We start from the raw sequence: 18,193 nt of genomic DNA, 5'->3' as shown, positions 1-18,193 counted from the left end.
GCTCCCTAAAGTTATATTAAATAGCCACTAAACTTAGTGGCTATATTTAATTCTTTGCAACTATACTATTACTTAGTATTTTCTGCGATAAATTTTTCAACGTGCGCTTCAATTTCTGCTGCTGTAGGCATTTGAAGAGCTTCATCTGCCATTGCTTTCACTGCTGCAAAGTTTGAGTTACGAACGATTTTCTTAACAAGAGGGATAGAGATACCGCTCATGCTGAATTCGTCTAAGCCCATACCTAGAAGAAGTAGACTAGCACGCTCATCACCAGCTAGCTCACCACACATACCAGTCCATTTACCTTCTTTATGAGAAGCGTCGATTACTTGCTTGATTACAAGCAGAACCGCTGGAGATAGTGGGTTATATAGGTGAGAAATCATTTCGTTACCACGGTCAACCGCAAGAGTATATTGCGTTAAATCGTTAGTACCGATAGAGAAGAAGCTCACTTCTTTCGCTAAATGGTGTGCAATTGCAGCGGCTGCTGGCGTTTCAACCATAACACCGATTTCGATGCTTTCATCAAACGCATGGCCTTCAGCACGAAGTTCTACTTTGTATTCTTCGATTGCATTTTTCAGCTCACGGATTTCTTCAACAGAAATGATCATTGGGAACATGATACGCAGTTTACCGTGTGCAGATGCACGTAAAATGCCACGTAATTGGTCACGTAGGATTTCACGACGGTCTAAACTGATACGGATTGCACGCCATCCTAAGAATGGGTTCATTTCTTCTGGAAGATCCATGTATGGTAGATCTTTATCACCACCGATATCCATAGTACGGATGATCACTGGCTCACCATGCATCGCTTCAGCTACTTCTTTATAAGCAACATATTGCTCTTCTTCAGTAGGAAGTGCATCACGATCCATGAATAGGAATTCTGTACGATACAGACCAACACCTTCGCCTCCGTTACGGATGATACCGTCACAGTCTTTAACTGTACCGATGTTACCGCAAACTTCAACTTGGTGGCCATCAAGAGTGATAGCTGGTAGGTCTTTTAGTTTTGCTAGCTCTTCTTTTTCTGCAATTTGTGCATCACGAATTTGCTTAGCTTCTGCTAGTTCTGCTTCTGATGGGTTGATAACAATTTTGTTGTTAACCGCATCAAGAATTAGCATATCACCGTTCTTCACTTGCTTAGTGATATCGTTAGTACCAACGATAGCAGGTAGTTCAAGAGAACGAGCCATGATAGAAGTATGAGAAGTACGACCGCCGATGTCACAAGCAAAACCAAGAACGTAGTCTAGGTTGATTTGTGCTGTTTCAGAAGGTGTTAGGTCGTTAGCAACTAGGATAACTTTTTCATTGATAGCACTTAGTGAAACAATGTTGATACCTAGTGCATTTTTAACAAAGCGGCTACCGATATCACGGATATCTGTAGCACGCTCTTTTAGATAATCATCATCTAATGACTCTAGTGCACACGCTTGCTCTTCAATTACAGAGTAAATAGCAAAGTCTGCAGCCATTTTATCGTCTTTGATAAGGGCTAAGATTTCTTCTTCTAGCTCTTCATCTTCAAGAAGCATAATGTGCCCCTCAAAAATAGCTTCTTTTTCTTCGCCAAAAGTAGCTAGCGCTTTTGCTTTAATAGCTTCTAATTGCTCAGAAGACTTATTACGAGCATCAAAGAAACGTTGAACTTCTGCTTCTACTTGAGAATCAGAGATTGGAGTTTTGTTTAGGACAATTTCATCTTCCTGAAGTAATAATGCTTTACCAAAAGCAATACCTGGAGATGCTAGAATGCCAGAAATCATAGCTTTACCTTAAAATTGATCAAATTAGAGAATGAGAATAATAAAGAAAAAGCTGATTAGTGCAGCTCATCCATTAGTTTAACTAGGTGGTCTACTGCTTCTTTCTCTTGAGCGCCTTCAGCAGAGATAGTTACGTTAGTACCTTTAGTTAGACCTAAAGTTTGAAGTTTGAAAAGGCTAGTAGCACTTGCACTTTTACCATTAGAAGTAACAGTGATTTTTGCATCAAAACCTTTCGCTTCTTTAACGAACTGAGCCGCTGGACGAGTGTGAAGGCCGTTTTCTGCAGTGATTACTACGTCTTGTGAATACATTGTGTATACCCCGATTTATATTTTATGTTGAATTAATGTCGTTAACCAATTCGGTTTGCGAATGTACTTTCGCATATCATAGACTCAGAAACAATCTATCTTCAATCAAATAAGTTAACGGCAGTAATTTATGCATTTTTCTTATTTTGTCATATTAAGTTGCCTTAATACTGATACTTTATATTGGATTGTAATTATTTTACACCTAAAAATAAAGTGGTTTGATTATTACTAAGGAGGGAAATGAAATCAACAAAAAAACCCCAGAAGGGGCTTTTTTGGCGTAAAAATTGATTTGAACACATAGATGTTACAAAATTATTGCTCATTTTCCTGTTCTGTAAACAATCCTGCAAAGAGTGCTGTACTTAAATAACGTTCACCTGAACTTGGTAAAACGACAACAATTTGCTTATTTTCAAACTCAGGAAGTTCTGCAATACGGTTAGCAGCTACAACAGCTGCACCTGAAGATATGCCTGCTAAAATACCTTCTTCTTCCATTAAACGGCGAGCCATGGCGATTGCGTCATCCGAGGTAACCGCTTCAACACGGTCAATCAGCGTAAGATCTAAGTTACCAGGAATAAAGCCAGCACCAATACCTTGTATTTTGTGAGGGGCAGGTTTTATCTCCTCACCAGCAAGGGCTTGAGCGATAACTGGAGATTCTGCAGGCTCTACAGCAACAGAAAGAACGGCTTTATTTTGAGTGTGCTTTAGGTAACGACTTGTGCCTGTTAATGTACCACCAGTACCTACACCAGCAACGAATACGTCAACATTACCTTCTGTTGCTTCCCAGATCTCTGGTCCTGTTGTTTTTTCATGAATCGCAGGGTTGGCTGGATTATTAAATTGCTGAAGAAGTAGGTATTTACTTGGATCGCTTGCTACAATTTCTTCTGCTTTGGCTATTGCACCACCCATACCTTTAGGCGCTTCGGTTAATACAAGGTTAGCACCTAGAGCTTTAAGTAGTTTACGGCGCTCAAGGCTCATTGATTCAGGCATTGTCAGTGTTAATTTATAACCACGAGCAGCAGCAACAAAAGCCAGAGCAACACCCGTATTACCTGATGTCGGTTCAACTAACTCAATCTCTTTTTTTAGCGTGCCCGCTTTTTCTGCTTCCCAAATCATATTTGCGCCAATACGGCACTTCACGCTAAAGCTAGGGTTACGAGCTTCTACTTTTGCTAATACGTTGCCGTTACTAACACGGTTAAGACGTACAAGAGGTGTGTTACCAATAGTTTGAGAATTATCTTCGTAAATCTTTGTCATGATCTGTTCCTTCATTTCACGTAACGCGTGATTCAATATGGAGTAAATTTTTGGTGACTCATTTGAGTAACTCGACCTACTTAGAATACGAAGAGTTTCTTAAATGAGAAAGGATCAAAAGGTTATAAGTTATGGATTAATAGCTTTATGTGTATCACGGTAAACATCAACCCACATAGCTGTTGCGCCACAAACTGCGATAGGCATAACAAATAGGTTTAAGATTGGAGTCATCGTAAAGAGAGTAACGAGTGAACCAAAAGATAAGCATTTACCTCGTTTAGTTTTTAGTTCATCACGCATGGTTTCAAAAGAGATTTTATGGTTATCAAACGGATAATCACAATACTGAATTGCCATCATCCACGCGGTAAATAAAAACCATAAAATAGGCGCTATACTTTGACCAATAGCAGGGATAAAGAAAAGAATAAACAAGCCAAGCGCCTTCGGGATATAGTACTTTAACTTTTGCCATTCGCGCTTAAAGATCCGTGGCAAATCTTTTAATGCGTCGAAAATACCACCACTTGGCGCTGGTTGTCCGGTTAACTTGGCTTCAAGATGTTCGGAAAGTAAACCATTAAAAGGTGCCGCTATCCAGTTAGCAATAGTACTAAAAAAGTACGAGAAAACAGCAAGAATACTAATAACAATTAATGGCCACAATAAATAGGAGAGCCAATCAAGCCAACTCGGGATTTGAGCAAGGATCTGTTCAATCCATCCGCCGATTTGATTAAATAGATAAAAAAATGACCCACCTAATAACGCAATGTTGATTAAAAGAGGGATAAAAACAAAGCGTCGAATACCTGGCGTCATCGCCAAAGATATACCTTTTAAAAAATAGTGTACGCCCGATTGAGTTTGTTTATATGTATTCATTATTCGCATTTATACTTAAGTATCATGTCTTCACTATACTCAAAAATGGGCATAAATAAATGCTGTTATTGCAGTTTATGCCATTCTAAATAGTTCAAATGTAAGATTTATGTCACCACTTTCATTTTGTTATTCAAAAATAGGGGTATTATTTGGTACATTACCAATAAGTAGTGGTAGATTATCGTTTATGAATAAACTACCTTAATAGTAGTTGAGAGTAGATTTCCCTTTTTATGTTCCTTTTATGGGATAAAAAACACTAGGGAAGTTCAATAAAGCAGAAGAGCAGAGAGTTAGCGATGCAAGAATTGCGATTAGTGTTGATACTTGTTGGGGCATTAGCCATTGCGGCGTTATTGTTTCATGGCTTATGGACAAGTCGAAAGGAAACAAACTCAAAATTTGGGAAAAAAGTAGGCATAGATTTTGATATTGATGAAGAGCAACCTACACCTGAGCGTAGCTTTGCTAAATCCAAAGATGATATTGCTGCACCAAAAGAAAGAAAAGAACCTGCATTTGCTCGTGAGGAGCCTGCTTTTTCAAATGATCCTCTTTTCGATTATGAAGAACAAATTCTTGACTCAAATAAACCGAAACCAATAAGCGACTCGTTTATTGATGAACCTGTAGTTCAAGCCAGTAACAACGTTTTTGATGAACCCGTTATTAAAGAGGAACCAACGATTTCATTCTCAGCGATTGATGATGCGGTTGTTACACCAAAAGAAGAACCTCAAATTATCTCTCAACCAGAAGAAGTTACAGTTGTACTACCTGAACCTATTATTGAGCCAATTCAAGAACCAGAGCCGGAACCTGAAGTTAAAGAAGACGCAATTATTATTAATGTTCACGGAATGGGAAGTGAGCGCTTTAATGGGAATCGATTATTTAATAGTTTAGAGCAAAACGGCTTAGTATTTGGTGATATGGCTATTTACCATCGTCATTCAGATCTCTCAGGCGCGGGTAAAGTATTATTTAGTGTGGCGAATATGGTTTCTCCTGGTCACTTTCAAGTAGCAGAAGGCGAAGAGTTTTCTACTCCAGGCATTTCTTTTTTCTTGCCTTTGCCTTGTCATGGAGAAGCTGAGCACAATTTTAAATTAATGCTACAAACCGCACAGCTAGTGAGCTCAGAGTTAGGCGGTAATATTCTTGATGAGAAGCGAGATATGCTGACACCAAATAAGATTGATGAATATAAGCAGCGAGTAAAAGTTTTCTGCACTAAATAGATCGTCTATCATAGTATTATTGTGAATTGAGAAAGGCTCTTTATGAGCCTTTTTTTATTTTTAGAAAGACAGAACAAGAAGTTGATGAATCATGACCATTGAACAGACCTTAGATCAGCTAAGACAACAATTGAATTACCACGCTTATCGATATTATGTTGAAGACAGCCCAGAGCTGCCTGATGCCGAGTATGATCGTATGATGCAGCAATTGCTTTCTATTGAATCTGAACACCCAGAGCTTGTTACTGTCGACTCTCCAAGTCAACGCGTTGGTGGTGAAGCTCTTGATGGCTTTACCCAAGTTCAGCATGAAATTCCAATGCTTTCTTTAGATAATGCTTTTAATGATGAAGAATTAGCAGCATTTGAGAAAAGAATGAATGATCGCCTTATCTCTAAACCCGTTTCTCTTTTTTGTTGTGAACCTAAACTCGATGGCCTTGCGGTAAGTTTACTGTATGTAAATGGTAAATTAGTTCAAGCAGGTACTCGTGGTGATGGTGCTACAGGAGAGAATATAACCGAAAACGTAAGAACGATTCGTTGCATACCATTAACACTGCAAGGCGAAGGCTGGCCAACGCGATTAGAAGTGCGTGGTGAAGTCTTTATGCTAAAAGCAGGGTTTGACGCGTTAAACGAGCGAGCATTAAAGCGTGGTGAAAAACCGTTTGCTAATCCACGAAATGCCGCAGCAGGCAGTTTACGTCAATTAGATTCTAAGATCACAGCAACACGTCCACTGAGTTTTTATGCCTATAGTGTCGGTGTTATTGATGGTGGCGAATTAGAAAAAAGCCACTATCAGCGTTTTGTTCAGCTTAAAGGCTGGGGCCTACCTATGTGTGAAGAGACCAAGCAATGCGGCTCTTTAGCAGAAGTAAAAGCCTACTATAAAGACATTCTTGAGCGTCGAGATGCGTTGAAATATGAAATCGATGGGGTCGTAATTAAAGTCGATGACATTGAACTTCAAGTGCAACTAGGCTTTGTAGCTAGAGCACCTCGTTGGGCAATCGCTTATAAATTTCCAGCTCAAGAAGAGTTAACGGTTTTAAATGATGTGGAATTCCAAGTCGGCCGTACAGGGGCTATAACCCCAGTCGCAAAACTGGAGCCGGTTTTTGTTGGTGGTGTCACCGTAAGTAATGCCACACTGCATAATGCCGATGAAATTGCACGTTTAGGCGTTCATATTGGCGATACTGTGATTATTCGTCGAGCGGGTGATGTTATCCCACAAATTGTTTCGGTTGTTGAAGCTCGTCGGCCAGAAGACAGTAAAGCCATTATTTATCCTACAACCTGCCCTGCCTGTGATTCTAAGCTTGAAAGAGTGGAAGGCGAGGTAGTCACTCGTTGTGGAGCAGGTTTAGTCTGTCCAGCTCAACGTAAAGAAGCACTTAAACATTTTGTTTCTCGTAAAGCGCTTGATGTTGATGGCTTGGGTGACAAGGTAGTCGAGCAGCTAGTCGATAAAGAAATGGTAGAAACCCCTGCTGATTTATTTAAATTATCAGCAGGTATTTTAACCGTACTAGAGCGTATGGGGCCTAAATCAGCTCAAAATGTGGTTGATGCATTAAACAAAGCCAAAGCAACAACCTTACCTCGATTCTTATATTCTCTAGGTATCAGAGAAGTGGGTGAAGCTACTGCAGCAAACTTAGCTCTGCATTTCTATACATTAGAAGCGGTTCAAGCGGCGACGTTTGAGCAATTAATAGAAGTGAGTGATGTGGGGGATATCGTTGCTAAACATGTTTTAAACTTCTTTGCTGAACCACACAACCAAGCAGTTATTGAAGATTTACAAGCAATGGGCATTCACTGGCCTGAAATTAAAGTACTTGATGAGTCAGTACCACAACCATTGGCGGGGAAAGTCGTTGTACTTACCGGAACACTTTATAAGTTAAAACGTAATGAAGCCAAAGCAGCATTACAAGAGTTAGGTGCAAAGGTTACTGGTAGCGTCTCTAAAAAAACTGATATTCTTTTTGCAGGTGAAGCGGCAGGGTCTAAATTAGCAAAAGCTGAAGAGCTTGGTATTGAAGTGATGAATGAAGAACAGTTAATTGAGTTATTAAATTAACAATAAAACAGCCATTCATTAAATAAAAGGAGCTTAGAGCTCCTTTTTTTATATCTGAAATTAATGGTTTTCATTGTTTGGTATAACTTAAATTTTTTGTATCGACACTTGTTGTAACTAATTATATGGTTCGATCAACCGTTTTCAAAATAAAGTGACACTCGTCGCATTGAGTGTTTTTTTATATTTATAACCTACTGTTTTAGCTTTAAAAGCTGTTTTTTGATGTTTTTTGATCTATTTAATTTGATCTTAATCACTAACGCGAAAGAAGTTTGCGCTCGCTCATATTTTTTTTATGAAAAATTAAGTTTTTGTTTTATGTTTTTTTAGCTGGGTTTAGTCTTAATTACATGGATGCACAGTGTGTATGCAGGAAAAAATATAAGGTAATTACGATTTTTAAATTTTCCTTTTCTTATTTAAAAATTGTGTGAATTAGGAGCGTTATTTATTGCTTTCGGCGGCCAACTTAAAGCCAGTAAATAACGAACACAGCTATATCCATTTTTAGGAGTTTTATTCCATGGAAAACAAATTTTTTAAAGTATCAGCAATTGCAGCTGCGCTAACAGGAGCTTTAGTTGCCCCACAAGCGATGGCTAATGTAGAAAGTGCAGCTGGTGGTGAATACGTCGAAGTAATTAATGAATTTATCAAAGGTTCAACATTATCTGGGTTAGTGGTTGTTGATACACGTTACCGTTCTAAAGATACAGGCGATGGTTATAAAGCAGGCCAAGATTATTCAGATTATAACGCAGTTTTAGATTTTAAATCTGGTTACCATGATGGTTGGTTAGGTGCAGATGTTGCAGGTTATTTCTCAGGTTCATTATACAATAACACAGGTTGTAGCGAGATTACGCTTTGTGATGGTTGGGATCGTAGTCAAGACTCACTTAAACTAACTACTGCGGCTTTAAAGTTTAAAACTGGTGAAGTTATTACTAAGCTTGGTTATATCCAGTCACATGGTATAGGTACCGTTGGTAATGTATGGTCATTTGTTCCTGGCACATATCGTGGTGCAAGTGTAGTTGCTCCAATTGGTGATTGGACATTAGGTTATATATTTGCTGATAACCATAGTGCACCATGGTGGGAAAATACATCAGCATCAAGTGTTGATCCTGTAACTGGTAAGTTTAATGGTGAAAATGCATTTAATAGTCTTCAGTCTATTGGTTTAAATGGTCAAGTTGGCCCTGTTGCACTTAATATGGGTTTAGGCTACTCAAGTTTAGGTCATGGTGAAGATAGTACATCATATAAATTTGCAGCTAAGTATGCCATTACAGATACTGCATCGATTGCATATGATATTTATGGGATTCAAGATGATACTCGTTTCGATGGGGCAGGTATAACGCAGGGTGTTTCTTATGCTCAAAGTTTTGGCTCATTGACGTTTAACTCTGAAGCTCGTTACGTAACATCGGATAATGATGCAGCGGTTGCTCCTAGAACAGCAGGCGCTTATGGGTCGAATAATGGTACATTTAGTCAATATTGGAATGCATTATCAGATTGGGATCAATCAAATCAATTATCTTGGTATAACAAAGCGTCATATAACTTTGGTAATGGTTGGTTTGCAGGTGCAGGTGTAGCTGTAAGTACTATTGATAATGACGTTTCTGGTTATGATGGTGAATATGCTGTTAATGGTGATATTGGTTATTCTGTGCAATCAGGTAGTTTGAAAGGTTCAACTCTTAAACTACACGTAACACAATTAACGCGTGATATGACTGATGGTTCTGATTACGATTGGAGTGATGTTCGTCTGCAAGTATTTATTCCATATAACTTTATGTAATAACATTATAAGACAAGAGATAAAGCGAACTTAAGTGTTCGCTTTTTTTGTTTATTAAAAAAGTGAAAGAAGGAGAGAGTTTTTTCCTTCAAAGAAGATAAACGAGTGCGACTTAGTTCGCACTTTTTTTTTATTTAAAATAAATAGTTATAATTTTAGCTAAATTCAATGTGATTTAGATCGACTAAAATCGTATGAATGTGTTCTTTTTTTGAGAATTTCGTCTCTTTTGTTTTATTTTTAATCAGTGAGTTATATTTTTGGTTGTTCTTAAGTTGTTGATATTTATGCATTATATTTTTTTATAAATATTGACATTTGAGGTGTGTCACTCAAAAAACGTAACTATATTTTCTTTGTGAAAAAACATTGTCATAGTCCACTCCAGACAACAAATCTAGTGCATGGTTCATTTCGGCGACCAAGTTAAATGACTGTGCATTACTTAATTAGTTAAATGAAGGAATTATGACTATGTTTAATAAAACTCTTTTAGGTTCAGCAGTACTTGCTGCAATGATGGCAACTTCTGCAAATGCAGCTATCCCACTGGCTGGCGATGCAGTACAGATGTACGGACAAGCTGCTGGTTTCATGCAATTTGCTAATGATGACAAGGGTGATAGTAAGGTTAGTGCAGTTATCGAGTCTCGTATCGGTTTCCGTGGTACGGTTGAGTTTGAAGATTTTGGTCCAAATTTCATTTGGCAAGTTGAAAGTGGTGATACTAACGGCACTGATTATGGTGCATTAGGTATGCGTGATACGTTCATAGGTTTAGATTTTGATGGTGTAGGTTCGTTTAAATTTGGTCGTCAACTAGTTGCCGCTTATAACTACGTCGATTGGCCTCACACTAACCCGGGTCTAGGTAATGTATTTGACTGGAATAATGACCTTGGTGTTTCGTATCAAGATCGTGCTAATAATAACATAAGATTTGATTCTGCAACCTTTGGTGGTTTTAACTTCCAAGCGACGTTAAGTGGAATGGAAGACTCGACTGATGCAATGGTTGCCAGTGTTGCTGGTTCTTATTCACAAGATTTATTTAGTATACATGCAGGTTACTATGCTCGTGGTGAAAACTTAACGACAAGTGATGCGACTACAGAGTGGAAAAAGACTACTGCTAAGCCTGGCGGCGAATGGGTAACAACAGCAGGAAAAACATCTGGCTATGCTAATTCGTATGCAATTGTCGGTGGTAGCGTGTTCTTAGGTGATGTGACATTAACCGCTGCCTATAAGATGATGGAAACTGATACTAAGGATGGTTCTAATGGTCAAGATGCAGTATCGGCCACTGCTCAGTATGTACTTAATAATCAGTGGGTATTTAAAGGTGGTTACTCTATGACGACTGAAGCTGATGATGATATTACAAAGTCTGGTACTTTAGTTAAAGCGGAAGATACAGGTGATACAGCAATTACAGCTCGTTTAGGTTATTTACTACCAAGTACTTACCTATACATAGATTCTCGTAACTATAAAATGGACAACAAAGATTGGGCAAATAACATCTTAGTTGGTGCTGAATACTACTTCTAGTTTAATATGGTAATTAAATAATTTTATTGGCGAGCGTCTATATATGAGGCTCGCTTTTTTCATTTAAGGAGTATTTAAGGTGAAAAAAAGAATCATAATATTAGCAATTGCTTCTTTGTTTAGTTGCTCGGCTACTATGGCAGAAGTAAATGTGGAGCTGGATCGCGATATTAATGTAATTGCAATAAATGGCGAATCTCTAGGTTTTACTCTTATGAAAAAAGGAAACTTAGAGCTAAAAAATGGAACGAATCAACTTGTTGTAAGAATTGAAAAATTGATCACTTCTGAATATGGCGAAAAAGAAAAATATAATTCGGTTCCAGTGATCATGACATTTGATGCAAATGATTTAAATCTTCAGTTGTCAGCATCTAAAAATATTAAATATGTTAAAGAATCGGTGATATTTAATAAGAACCCTATATTTATCTTAAAAGAGCCACAAGCGAAAACTGGATTACTTGTAAAGCAAAGTATTTTACCTAGTGCGGGGGGCTTTACTCGTGATTATGAATTAGAAATTGCTCGTTACAATGTAAAAAACAACATAGCACTATCTGATGTCTCAGCTGCTGTATTGCAAGTTGAAAATAAAGATAAAACACAAATGGTAGAGAACGAATATGGGATTAATACAGTAACAATGGTTGAGCACTGGTATTCAAAAGCATCAAAAAAAGAGAAGGAAGAATTTACCGAATTAGCTTTCCAATCACGTAAAAACAACATTAATCTAGACGAAGGAAATGGCTCTAAAGCATTAGATATGATGGTGCATTGGTATAATGAATCTACCACAGAACAAAAGAAGAATGTAATTTCTTGGCTTTTTGAAAAATAAATCACAGGGTGTGATGTAAGGCTTTATTAGATAATGCGAAACTTAACGACACTCAATCATTGTAGAATTACCTTATGGTGCTAAAATAGCGCATAAATTATGTGGTGCTGACAGATTCAGCGCAACCTCTTCAAAAAGGTAATAACAATGACGGTTAAAACGCGTTTTGCTCCAAGCCCAACAGGCTATCTTCACGTTGGTGGTGCACGTACTGCACTTTACTCATGGCTTTTTGCTAAAAACCAAGGTGGCGAATTTGTTTTACGTATCGAAGATACGGATCTAGAGCGTAACTCTCAAGAAGCGGTAGACGCTATTATTGAAGGTATGCACTGGATGGGAATGGAATGGGATGAAGGTCCTTATTACCAATCTAAGCGTTTTGACCGTTACAACGAAGTGGTAGAACAGCTACTTGCTGCAGACAAGGCATACAAATGCTACGCATCAAAAGAGCTGCTAGATGAAATTCGTGCAGAGCAAGAAGCAAATAAAGAAATGGCTCGCTACGATGCAAACCACCCTAAAATTGTTGAAGCTAATGCTGCAGCAAAAGAAGGTGATGCGTGTGTTATTCGCTTCCGTAACCCTAAAGCAGGTTCGGTAGTATTTGATGACCAGATCCGTGGTCGTATCGAAATCTCAAACAGCCAATTAGATGACTTGATCATCCGCCGTACTGATGGTGCACCTACGTATAACTTCGTAGTAGTGGTTGATGACTGGGATATGGGTATTACTCAAGTAATCCGTGGTGAAGACCATATCAACAATACACCTCGTCAAATTAACATCTATGAAGCATTAGGTGCTCCAGTACCTAAATTTGCACACTGTGCAATGATCTTAGGTGATGATGGGGCAAAACTGTCTAAGCGTCATGGCGCTGTATCAGTAATGCAATACCGTGATGAAGGTTATCTACCAAATGCACTAAACAACTACCTAGTTCGTTTAGGTTGGTCTCATGGTGATCAAGAGATCTTCTCTCAAGAAGAGATGATTAACTTATTCAGTTTAAATGCAGTAAGTAAATCAGCATCAGCGTTCAATACTGATAAGCTTCTATGGTTAAACAACCATTACATTAAAACATCAGAGCCTGAGTATGTTGCAAAATACTTACAATGGCACCTAGATCAAAAAGAGATCTCTTTAGAGAATGGCCCAGCAATTACTGATGTAATTAAACTGGTAGGTGAGCGCTGTAATACGCTAATCGAATTAGCAGAGCAATCTCGCTACTTCTACCAAGATTTTGAAGAGTTCGAAGCGGGTGCAGCGAAGAAACACCTACGTGGCGTTGCTAAAGGCCCACTAGAGCTTGCGCTTGCTAAAGTTGAAGCTCTAGAAGAGTGGACAACTGAAAATCTTCACAATGTGATTGAAGAAGTATGTGCAGAGCTTGAAATTGGCATGGGTAAAATCGGCATGCCTTTACGTGTAGCGGTTACTGGTGGTGGTCAATCTCCATCAGTTGATGCGGTAATGCAACTGATTGGTAAAGAGCGTGTTGTTGCTCGTATCAAGATGGCATTAGCGTTTATTGTTGAGCGTGAAGCTAACGCTCAGTAAAAACCTATTTATATATAAACAGAAACAGACAAAGCCGTTGAACTAACCGTTCAGCGGTTTTTTTTTATTGGGAATTTAGAATATTAAGAGTGAAATAAAGTACAAATAATTCATCCTACTTATAGGAATATGTTTCTACTTCATGATTTTAATTCTATTTTTGTATTATTTTTAAGAATAACTGAAAAAAGTTGTGATATGTTTCGATCTCAGTGAACTGAACGTTTAGTTTCAGCACTTCTAAAAGGTTGAATCATGAGTAAAAAATTATTGTTAGCATCATTGATATCAATGCTGCTTGCTGGCTGTAATCAAGAAAGTATAGATATAGGGTCTTCGCGACCAGACGTTGATACCGGCCCCGGAACTGGAGGCGGTGGAACCCCAGAGGTTAAATACAACGGTATTTTATCTTTAGATGGTGTTAATGCTTTTGGTAAATCAGTTAAATGTAACGATCAACCGGCAAGTGGTTTTGAATTTGTAGCAAGTGATTCTATTTCTTGTTACGTCGATGATTTATTGATTGCAACGTATCCTTCAGGAAGTATAAATCTAGTAACGAAGGCATTAGATACTAGATATTTACAGCTAACTTTAGCTGATGAATATAAGGATGACTCGAATAAAAAAAAGAACATAATAACGCTAATCCAAAATATGGCGGTTACTCGTCATAGCCAAATTGATTTTGATTTTACGCTATTGGAACGCGCTCGCTTTGAACGATTACTCAACGACATTAATATGGAGTCTGAGACATTTGAGCAGAAAGTCATTAATGAAACGGCAGGGTCGCTAGCGGATAAAGTACCAAGTACACATATACCAAATATTGAACCAGAAATTACGGTTAGTGATAAGCCTGGATTTGTCTCTGTTAATGCGGAGAAAAGCTTGCAATATACCCCAACTGAAACAATTTTAACTAAAGCAGTATTGCAAGATTCCTCGGGAAAACCTGTTGAGGGCATAGCCTATTTTAGTGCATCGGGTCGTGGAAAAACGAATGAGAATGGTGAGTTTGAATTTGTTTGGGGAGAGGCGGTTAGTTTCGGTATTGATACGTTTGAACTTGGCTCTGTTCGTGGTAATAAAACTGTATTTAAAGTGACCGATTTAGGTGAAGAGCAAAGAGGGCGTAATGCCGAAGCGCTTATTGAGCGTTATCGTGATCCTTTATCATCACACTTGAAATTATCAGAGAAAACAGAAGCAGTATTTGCTCAGTACCCTAATGTGATTAATGAGATTATCTCGCTTTCTTTAAATGATAAAGATGCAGAGTTAAACCTCGGTGGATCCACGGGGGATCATCCAGCGACAGGAATAAAACCAGCAGAATTTAAAACACAATTTACATTAGGACAAGCGTCTGAAATCGATAAAGTGATTTGTGGGCAATCGTGTGATGCAGATGTTTTTGATTATATCGATAATACACGTAATGTCGCTGCTGAAATGGGATCAATCCAAGCTGACATCAACAAGCTATGGGGGGTTACTCAAGGCTGGGAACCAGTAGAGCGTTTTCATGTGTTTCATGACAGCACTAATTTTTATGGCAGTACGGGGCACGCCCGTGGCCAAGCGGCAGTCAACATTGCAAATACCGCATTTCCTGTAATGATGGCTCGTAATGATACTAACTATTGGTTGAAATTTGGTGATAAAAAAGCATGGGATGAAAAAGGCCTAGCTTATATTACAGAAGCGCCTTCTGCGGTCACTCCAGATAATGTTGGAGCGAGTACAGCAACGTTTAATTTGCCTTTTGTGAGTATTGGTGAACTAGGTAAAGGCAAGGTGATGGTCATGGGTAACGCTCGCTACAATAGCGTACTTGTGTGCCCAAATGGGTATAGCTGGAATGGTTCGGTGAATACTGAAGGCCAATGCAGTGTCACCACAGACAGTGATGATATGACGCACTTCTTCCAAAATACATTGCGTTATCTAACCAATAACACTACCGCGGATAAAATACATGTCGGCACTAATATCCCACATGTGTATTTTAAGCGTCATGGACAAGTGATAGGTAGTTCAGCGCCGTATCAATTAGCACCAGTATTTAATGCGACGACAGAGCAGCTTTCTGCTTTTGATAATATTGATCCTGAATCTATGCCTCTTTTGCTTATTAATGCTTATGAGTATGTAGGTAATGATGTCGATAACGCTTATCAATTGCCGATGAGTGCTGATCTTAATAAAGCGAAACTGAGTGTTGACGATATTACGGCATTGATAGAATACGTAACAAAAGGCGGTAGCGTTTTAGTTATGGAAACAATCAATGAAAATAATAATATAGGCCCTATTGCTCGTTTGTTTGATAGTGCTGGATTGGCATTTGGGATGAATAACTCAGTCGTTTCTAATGGCAATGGGCCGAGTGGCGGTTATCCTGAACGTGTTCGTTCTCATCGAGAATACGGCTCTTGGGTTATTGAGCGTTATGCTGCGGTGAGTGAGGGTGCCGGTGCCGTACCTAAGTTACCTTACACGATTAAGGAGGATGGAACCGTTTTTTGGGATTTTATTCTTAATAATAAACCAGATGATAAGCCTGAGTTAGAAGTCGTCAGTTGGAATGAAATGAATGATAAAGGTGAGCTTGAGAAGCAATTAGCCTTTATCAATGAAGCCGATCATTTTAATAAAAATGATAAAAATGAATGGATTACCGATTCGGATGGTTTTCCTATTATCAACCAAGCCTCACTGAGTGCCGCTAAAACCCGCATTCTTGAGCAATTTAAAGTGAATGGTAAGTTTAGTTATCAAGAATGTAGCAACCTAGCGTATCACTATGAAATAAACTGTTTAGAGTATCGACCTGGTAACGGCATTCCGCTAACGGGGGGGATGTATATTCCTGCTTATACTGAACTCAATTTAGGTGAAGCGGAAGCCCAAGCCATGGTGAAAGCCGCCAATCTTGGTGTGAATATAGAAAGCTTGTATCAACATGAACGTTATTTTAGAACGGAAGGCGCAGAAGGTGTGCGTTTAGGCAGTGTTGACGTGAATCGTATTTATCAAAATATGACCGTATGGCTATGGAATAACTTAGAGTATCGTTACGAAAGTGCCGCCGATGATGAGTTGGGCTTTGAACGATTTACTCAATTCTTAAATTGCTATACGAGTGATAAGGCTCAAGGTAATACAACTTGCCCAGACGATGTAAAAGCAACATTAGATCGTTTAAATATGGTTTATGGTTCTGATGAAGGAGAATATGCGGGGCAAATGAACCCAAGTTATCCATTAAACTACATGGAGAAACCATTAACTCGCTTAATGCTTGGTCGCTCATTCTGGGATGACAACATTAAAGTAGACATCAGACAATTTCCAGGAGAGCCTTCAGGATCTCAAGGTGGAGACTCTTTAACGCTAGATATGCGTAAAAATACCGCAGCTTGGTATGCTGGTAATCGTCAGCCAACGGGGCAATGGGCAGTGGCTCATCAAGCATTTACGCTTTCGGTATCCGGTAACACTGAACCTGTTACGGTTTCGGTTGCATTGCATGATGATCTAACTGGTCGAGAAAAGCATGAGTTAAGTTTGAAGCGCCCACCAAGAATGACAAAGAGTTTTTCTCTTAGTGTAAATTCTAATGGTACGTTTACGGTGCCTTATGGCGGCTTAATTTACGTTCAAGGTGGTGGCTCTAAAGACGTGACTATTACCTTATCTGGTACGGTTGATGCTCCATTATATGACGCAAATAATGGCTGGGTAAACCCAATAGACTCACCTGCACCAATTGGTGAAGTGGTATCAAACAGTTTTGTATATACCGCACCAAAATCGAATTTACATGCTGATAGTTACAAAGGGAAACTTGAAGTCTTTGCAAATGAATTGGATATCTTCTCAGAAGATCTCAATGATTTTTATGCGAGAAATGAGGACATCTCGGGTTCAAAAAACCGTAAAATAACTGATGCCACAATGCCAAATAATCGTCACCATTTTGTGAATGATGTGGCAATTAGTATTGGTGCTGCGCATTCTGGTTATCCAGTTATGAATGATAGCTTCAATGTTCAAGGTCGTAATTTAAGTACTACACCACTTAATGATTGGCTGCTTTGGCATGAAGTTGGACATAATGCAGCAGAAGCACCCTTTACTGTCTCGGGTGCAACCGAAGTGGCAAATAATATCTTAGCTCTATACATGCAAGATAAGTATCTAGGTAAAATGGAGCGTGTTGTTAACGATATTCAATTAATGCCAGAGTTTATTGAAGCTGAAAAAGGACACGTTTGGGGTGCTGGTGGTGCAGGAGAGCGTTTAGTTATGTTCGCTCAATTAAAAGAGTGGGCTGAAACAGAGTTTGATATAAATGATTGGTATGAGGGGGGCGTTCCTGCATATTACGAAACCTCAATAACGGGGATGAAAGGCTGGAATTTATTTAAGTTAATGCATCGTCTAACGCGTAATAAATCTGAATTAAACTTAAATGGCATCAATTACTGTTATGGTCAGGATTTAGAAAAAAGCGATGCGTTAATGTTATGTGCATCTTATGCCGCTCAAACTGACTTAACGGAGTTCTTTAGCGCTTGGAATCCTGGTGTTGTAGCTCAAATTTTACCAGGTCAAGATAAACCAATATATGAAGGTGGGGTATCTCAACTAGGAAAGACGGCTGTTAGTAATTTGAATTTACCAATGCCACAAAGAGATCCTTTGAAAATTAGTGAAGTAACCGTTCGTTCATTATAATTATGTGTTTTAAGTAAACAAA

General features: G+C 38.7%; 11 protein-coding genes. 7 read left to right on the top strand and 4 right to left on the bottom strand.

Features of this window, described 5'->3' with window-relative positions:
* Positions 1-68: 68 nt before the first annotated feature.
* The 4 genes from ptsI to cysZ form a co-directional block, all read right to left on the bottom strand.
* Positions 69-1,793: a phosphoenolpyruvate-protein phosphotransferase PtsI gene (gene ptsI / locus F8B77_RS04915; protein WP_130044094.1), complete on the bottom strand. Its 1,725-nt coding sequence runs from the start codon at positions 1,791-1,793 to the stop codon at positions 69-71.
* Between the two features lie 56 nt (positions 1,794-1,849).
* The gene (ptsH, locus tag F8B77_RS04910) at positions 1,850-2,107 is read right to left on the bottom strand and encodes a phosphocarrier protein Hpr (protein WP_005420435.1); all 258 of its coding nucleotides are present in this window, start codon (positions 2,105-2,107) and stop codon (positions 1,850-1,852) included.
* A 318-nt stretch (positions 2,108-2,425) separates the two neighbouring features.
* A complete protein-coding gene (gene cysK, locus F8B77_RS04905; protein ID WP_151654248.1) occupies positions 2,426-3,394 on the bottom strand; it encodes a cysteine synthase A in 969 nt (322 codons plus the stop codon).
* A gap of 129 nt (positions 3,395-3,523) precedes the next feature.
* Positions 3,524-4,282, bottom strand: a complete 759-nt coding sequence (cysZ, locus tag F8B77_RS04900) for a sulfate transporter CysZ (RefSeq protein WP_151654246.1) — start codon at positions 4,280-4,282, stop codon at positions 3,524-3,526.
* 302 nt (positions 4,283-4,584) lie between these two features.
* Between cysZ and zipA the strand changes: the two genes are divergently transcribed.
* The 7 genes from zipA (at position 4,585) to F8B77_RS04865 (ending at position 18,171) form a co-directional block, all read left to right on the top strand.
* The gene (zipA, locus tag F8B77_RS04895; protein ID WP_151654244.1) at positions 4,585-5,526 is read left to right on the top strand and encodes a cell division protein ZipA; all 942 of its coding nucleotides are present in this window, start codon (positions 4,585-4,587) and stop codon (positions 5,524-5,526) included.
* A 91-nt stretch (positions 5,527-5,617) separates the two neighbouring features.
* Positions 5,618-7,624, top strand: coding sequence for an NAD-dependent DNA ligase LigA (gene ligA / locus F8B77_RS04890; RefSeq protein ID WP_151654242.1), 2,007 nt, complete (start codon positions 5,618-5,620; stop codon positions 7,622-7,624).
* A gap of 526 nt (positions 7,625-8,150) precedes the next feature.
* Positions 8,151-9,446: an OprD family porin gene (locus F8B77_RS04885; protein WP_151654240.1), complete on the top strand. Its 1,296-nt coding sequence runs from the start codon at positions 8,151-8,153 to the stop codon at positions 9,444-9,446.
* A 474-nt stretch (positions 9,447-9,920) separates the two neighbouring features.
* Positions 9,921-11,000, top strand: a complete 1,080-nt coding sequence (locus tag F8B77_RS04880; RefSeq protein ID WP_425277986.1) for a porin — start codon at positions 9,921-9,923, stop codon at positions 10,998-11,000.
* Between the two features lie 79 nt (positions 11,001-11,079).
* Entirely contained in the window at positions 11,080-11,844 is a 765-nt protein-coding gene (locus F8B77_RS04875) for a YccT family protein (protein WP_151654236.1), read from the top strand.
* Between the two features lie 147 nt (positions 11,845-11,991).
* The gene (gltX, locus tag F8B77_RS04870) at positions 11,992-13,419 is read left to right on the top strand and encodes a glutamate--tRNA ligase (protein ID WP_151654234.1); all 1,428 of its coding nucleotides are present in this window, start codon (positions 11,992-11,994) and stop codon (positions 13,417-13,419) included.
* A gap of 255 nt (positions 13,420-13,674) precedes the next feature.
* Positions 13,675-18,171 carry an SslE/AcfD family lipoprotein zinc metalloprotease gene (locus F8B77_RS04865; protein WP_151654232.1) on the top strand — a complete coding sequence of 1,499 codons (4,497 nt, stop codon included), beginning with the start codon at positions 13,675-13,677 and terminating at the stop codon, positions 18,169-18,171.
* The last annotated feature ends 22 nt before the right edge of the window (positions 18,172-18,193 follow it).

Origin of the sequence: Aliivibrio finisterrensis (assembly GCF_008933155.1) — a bacterium.
Lineage (GTDB): Bacteria > Pseudomonadota > Gammaproteobacteria > Enterobacterales > Vibrionaceae > Aliivibrio > Aliivibrio finisterrensis.
This window is presented reverse-complemented; position numbering and strand designations above follow the sequence as displayed.

Coding starts and splice junctions, on each gene's coding strand:
- ptsI (WP_130044094.1), bottom strand. CDS start 1,793: ATGATTTCTGGCATTCTAGCATCTCCAGGTATTGCTTTTGGTAAAGCA.
- F8B77_RS04885 (WP_151654240.1), top strand. CDS start 8,151: ATGGAAAACAAATTTTTTAAAGTATCAGCAATTGCAGCTGCGCTAACA.
- gltX (WP_151654234.1), top strand. CDS start 11,992: ATGACGGTTAAAACGCGTTTTGCTCCAAGCCCAACAGGCTATCTTCAC.
- ptsH (WP_005420435.1), bottom strand. CDS start 2,107: ATGTATTCACAAGACGTAGTAATCACTGCAGAAAACGGCCTTCACACT.
- F8B77_RS04880 (WP_425277986.1), top strand. CDS start 9,921: ATGTTTAATAAAACTCTTTTAGGTTCAGCAGTACTTGCTGCAATGATG.
- ligA (WP_151654242.1), top strand. CDS start 5,618: ATGACCATTGAACAGACCTTAGATCAGCTAAGACAACAATTGAATTAC.
- cysK (WP_151654248.1), bottom strand. CDS start 3,394: ATGACAAAGATTTACGAAGATAATTCTCAAACTATTGGTAACACACCT.
- F8B77_RS04865 (WP_151654232.1), top strand. CDS start 13,675: ATGAGTAAAAAATTATTGTTAGCATCATTGATATCAATGCTGCTTGCT.
- zipA (WP_151654244.1), top strand. CDS start 4,585: ATGCAAGAATTGCGATTAGTGTTGATACTTGTTGGGGCATTAGCCATT.
- cysZ (WP_151654246.1), bottom strand. CDS start 4,282: ATGAATACATATAAACAAACTCAATCGGGCGTACACTATTTTTTAAAA.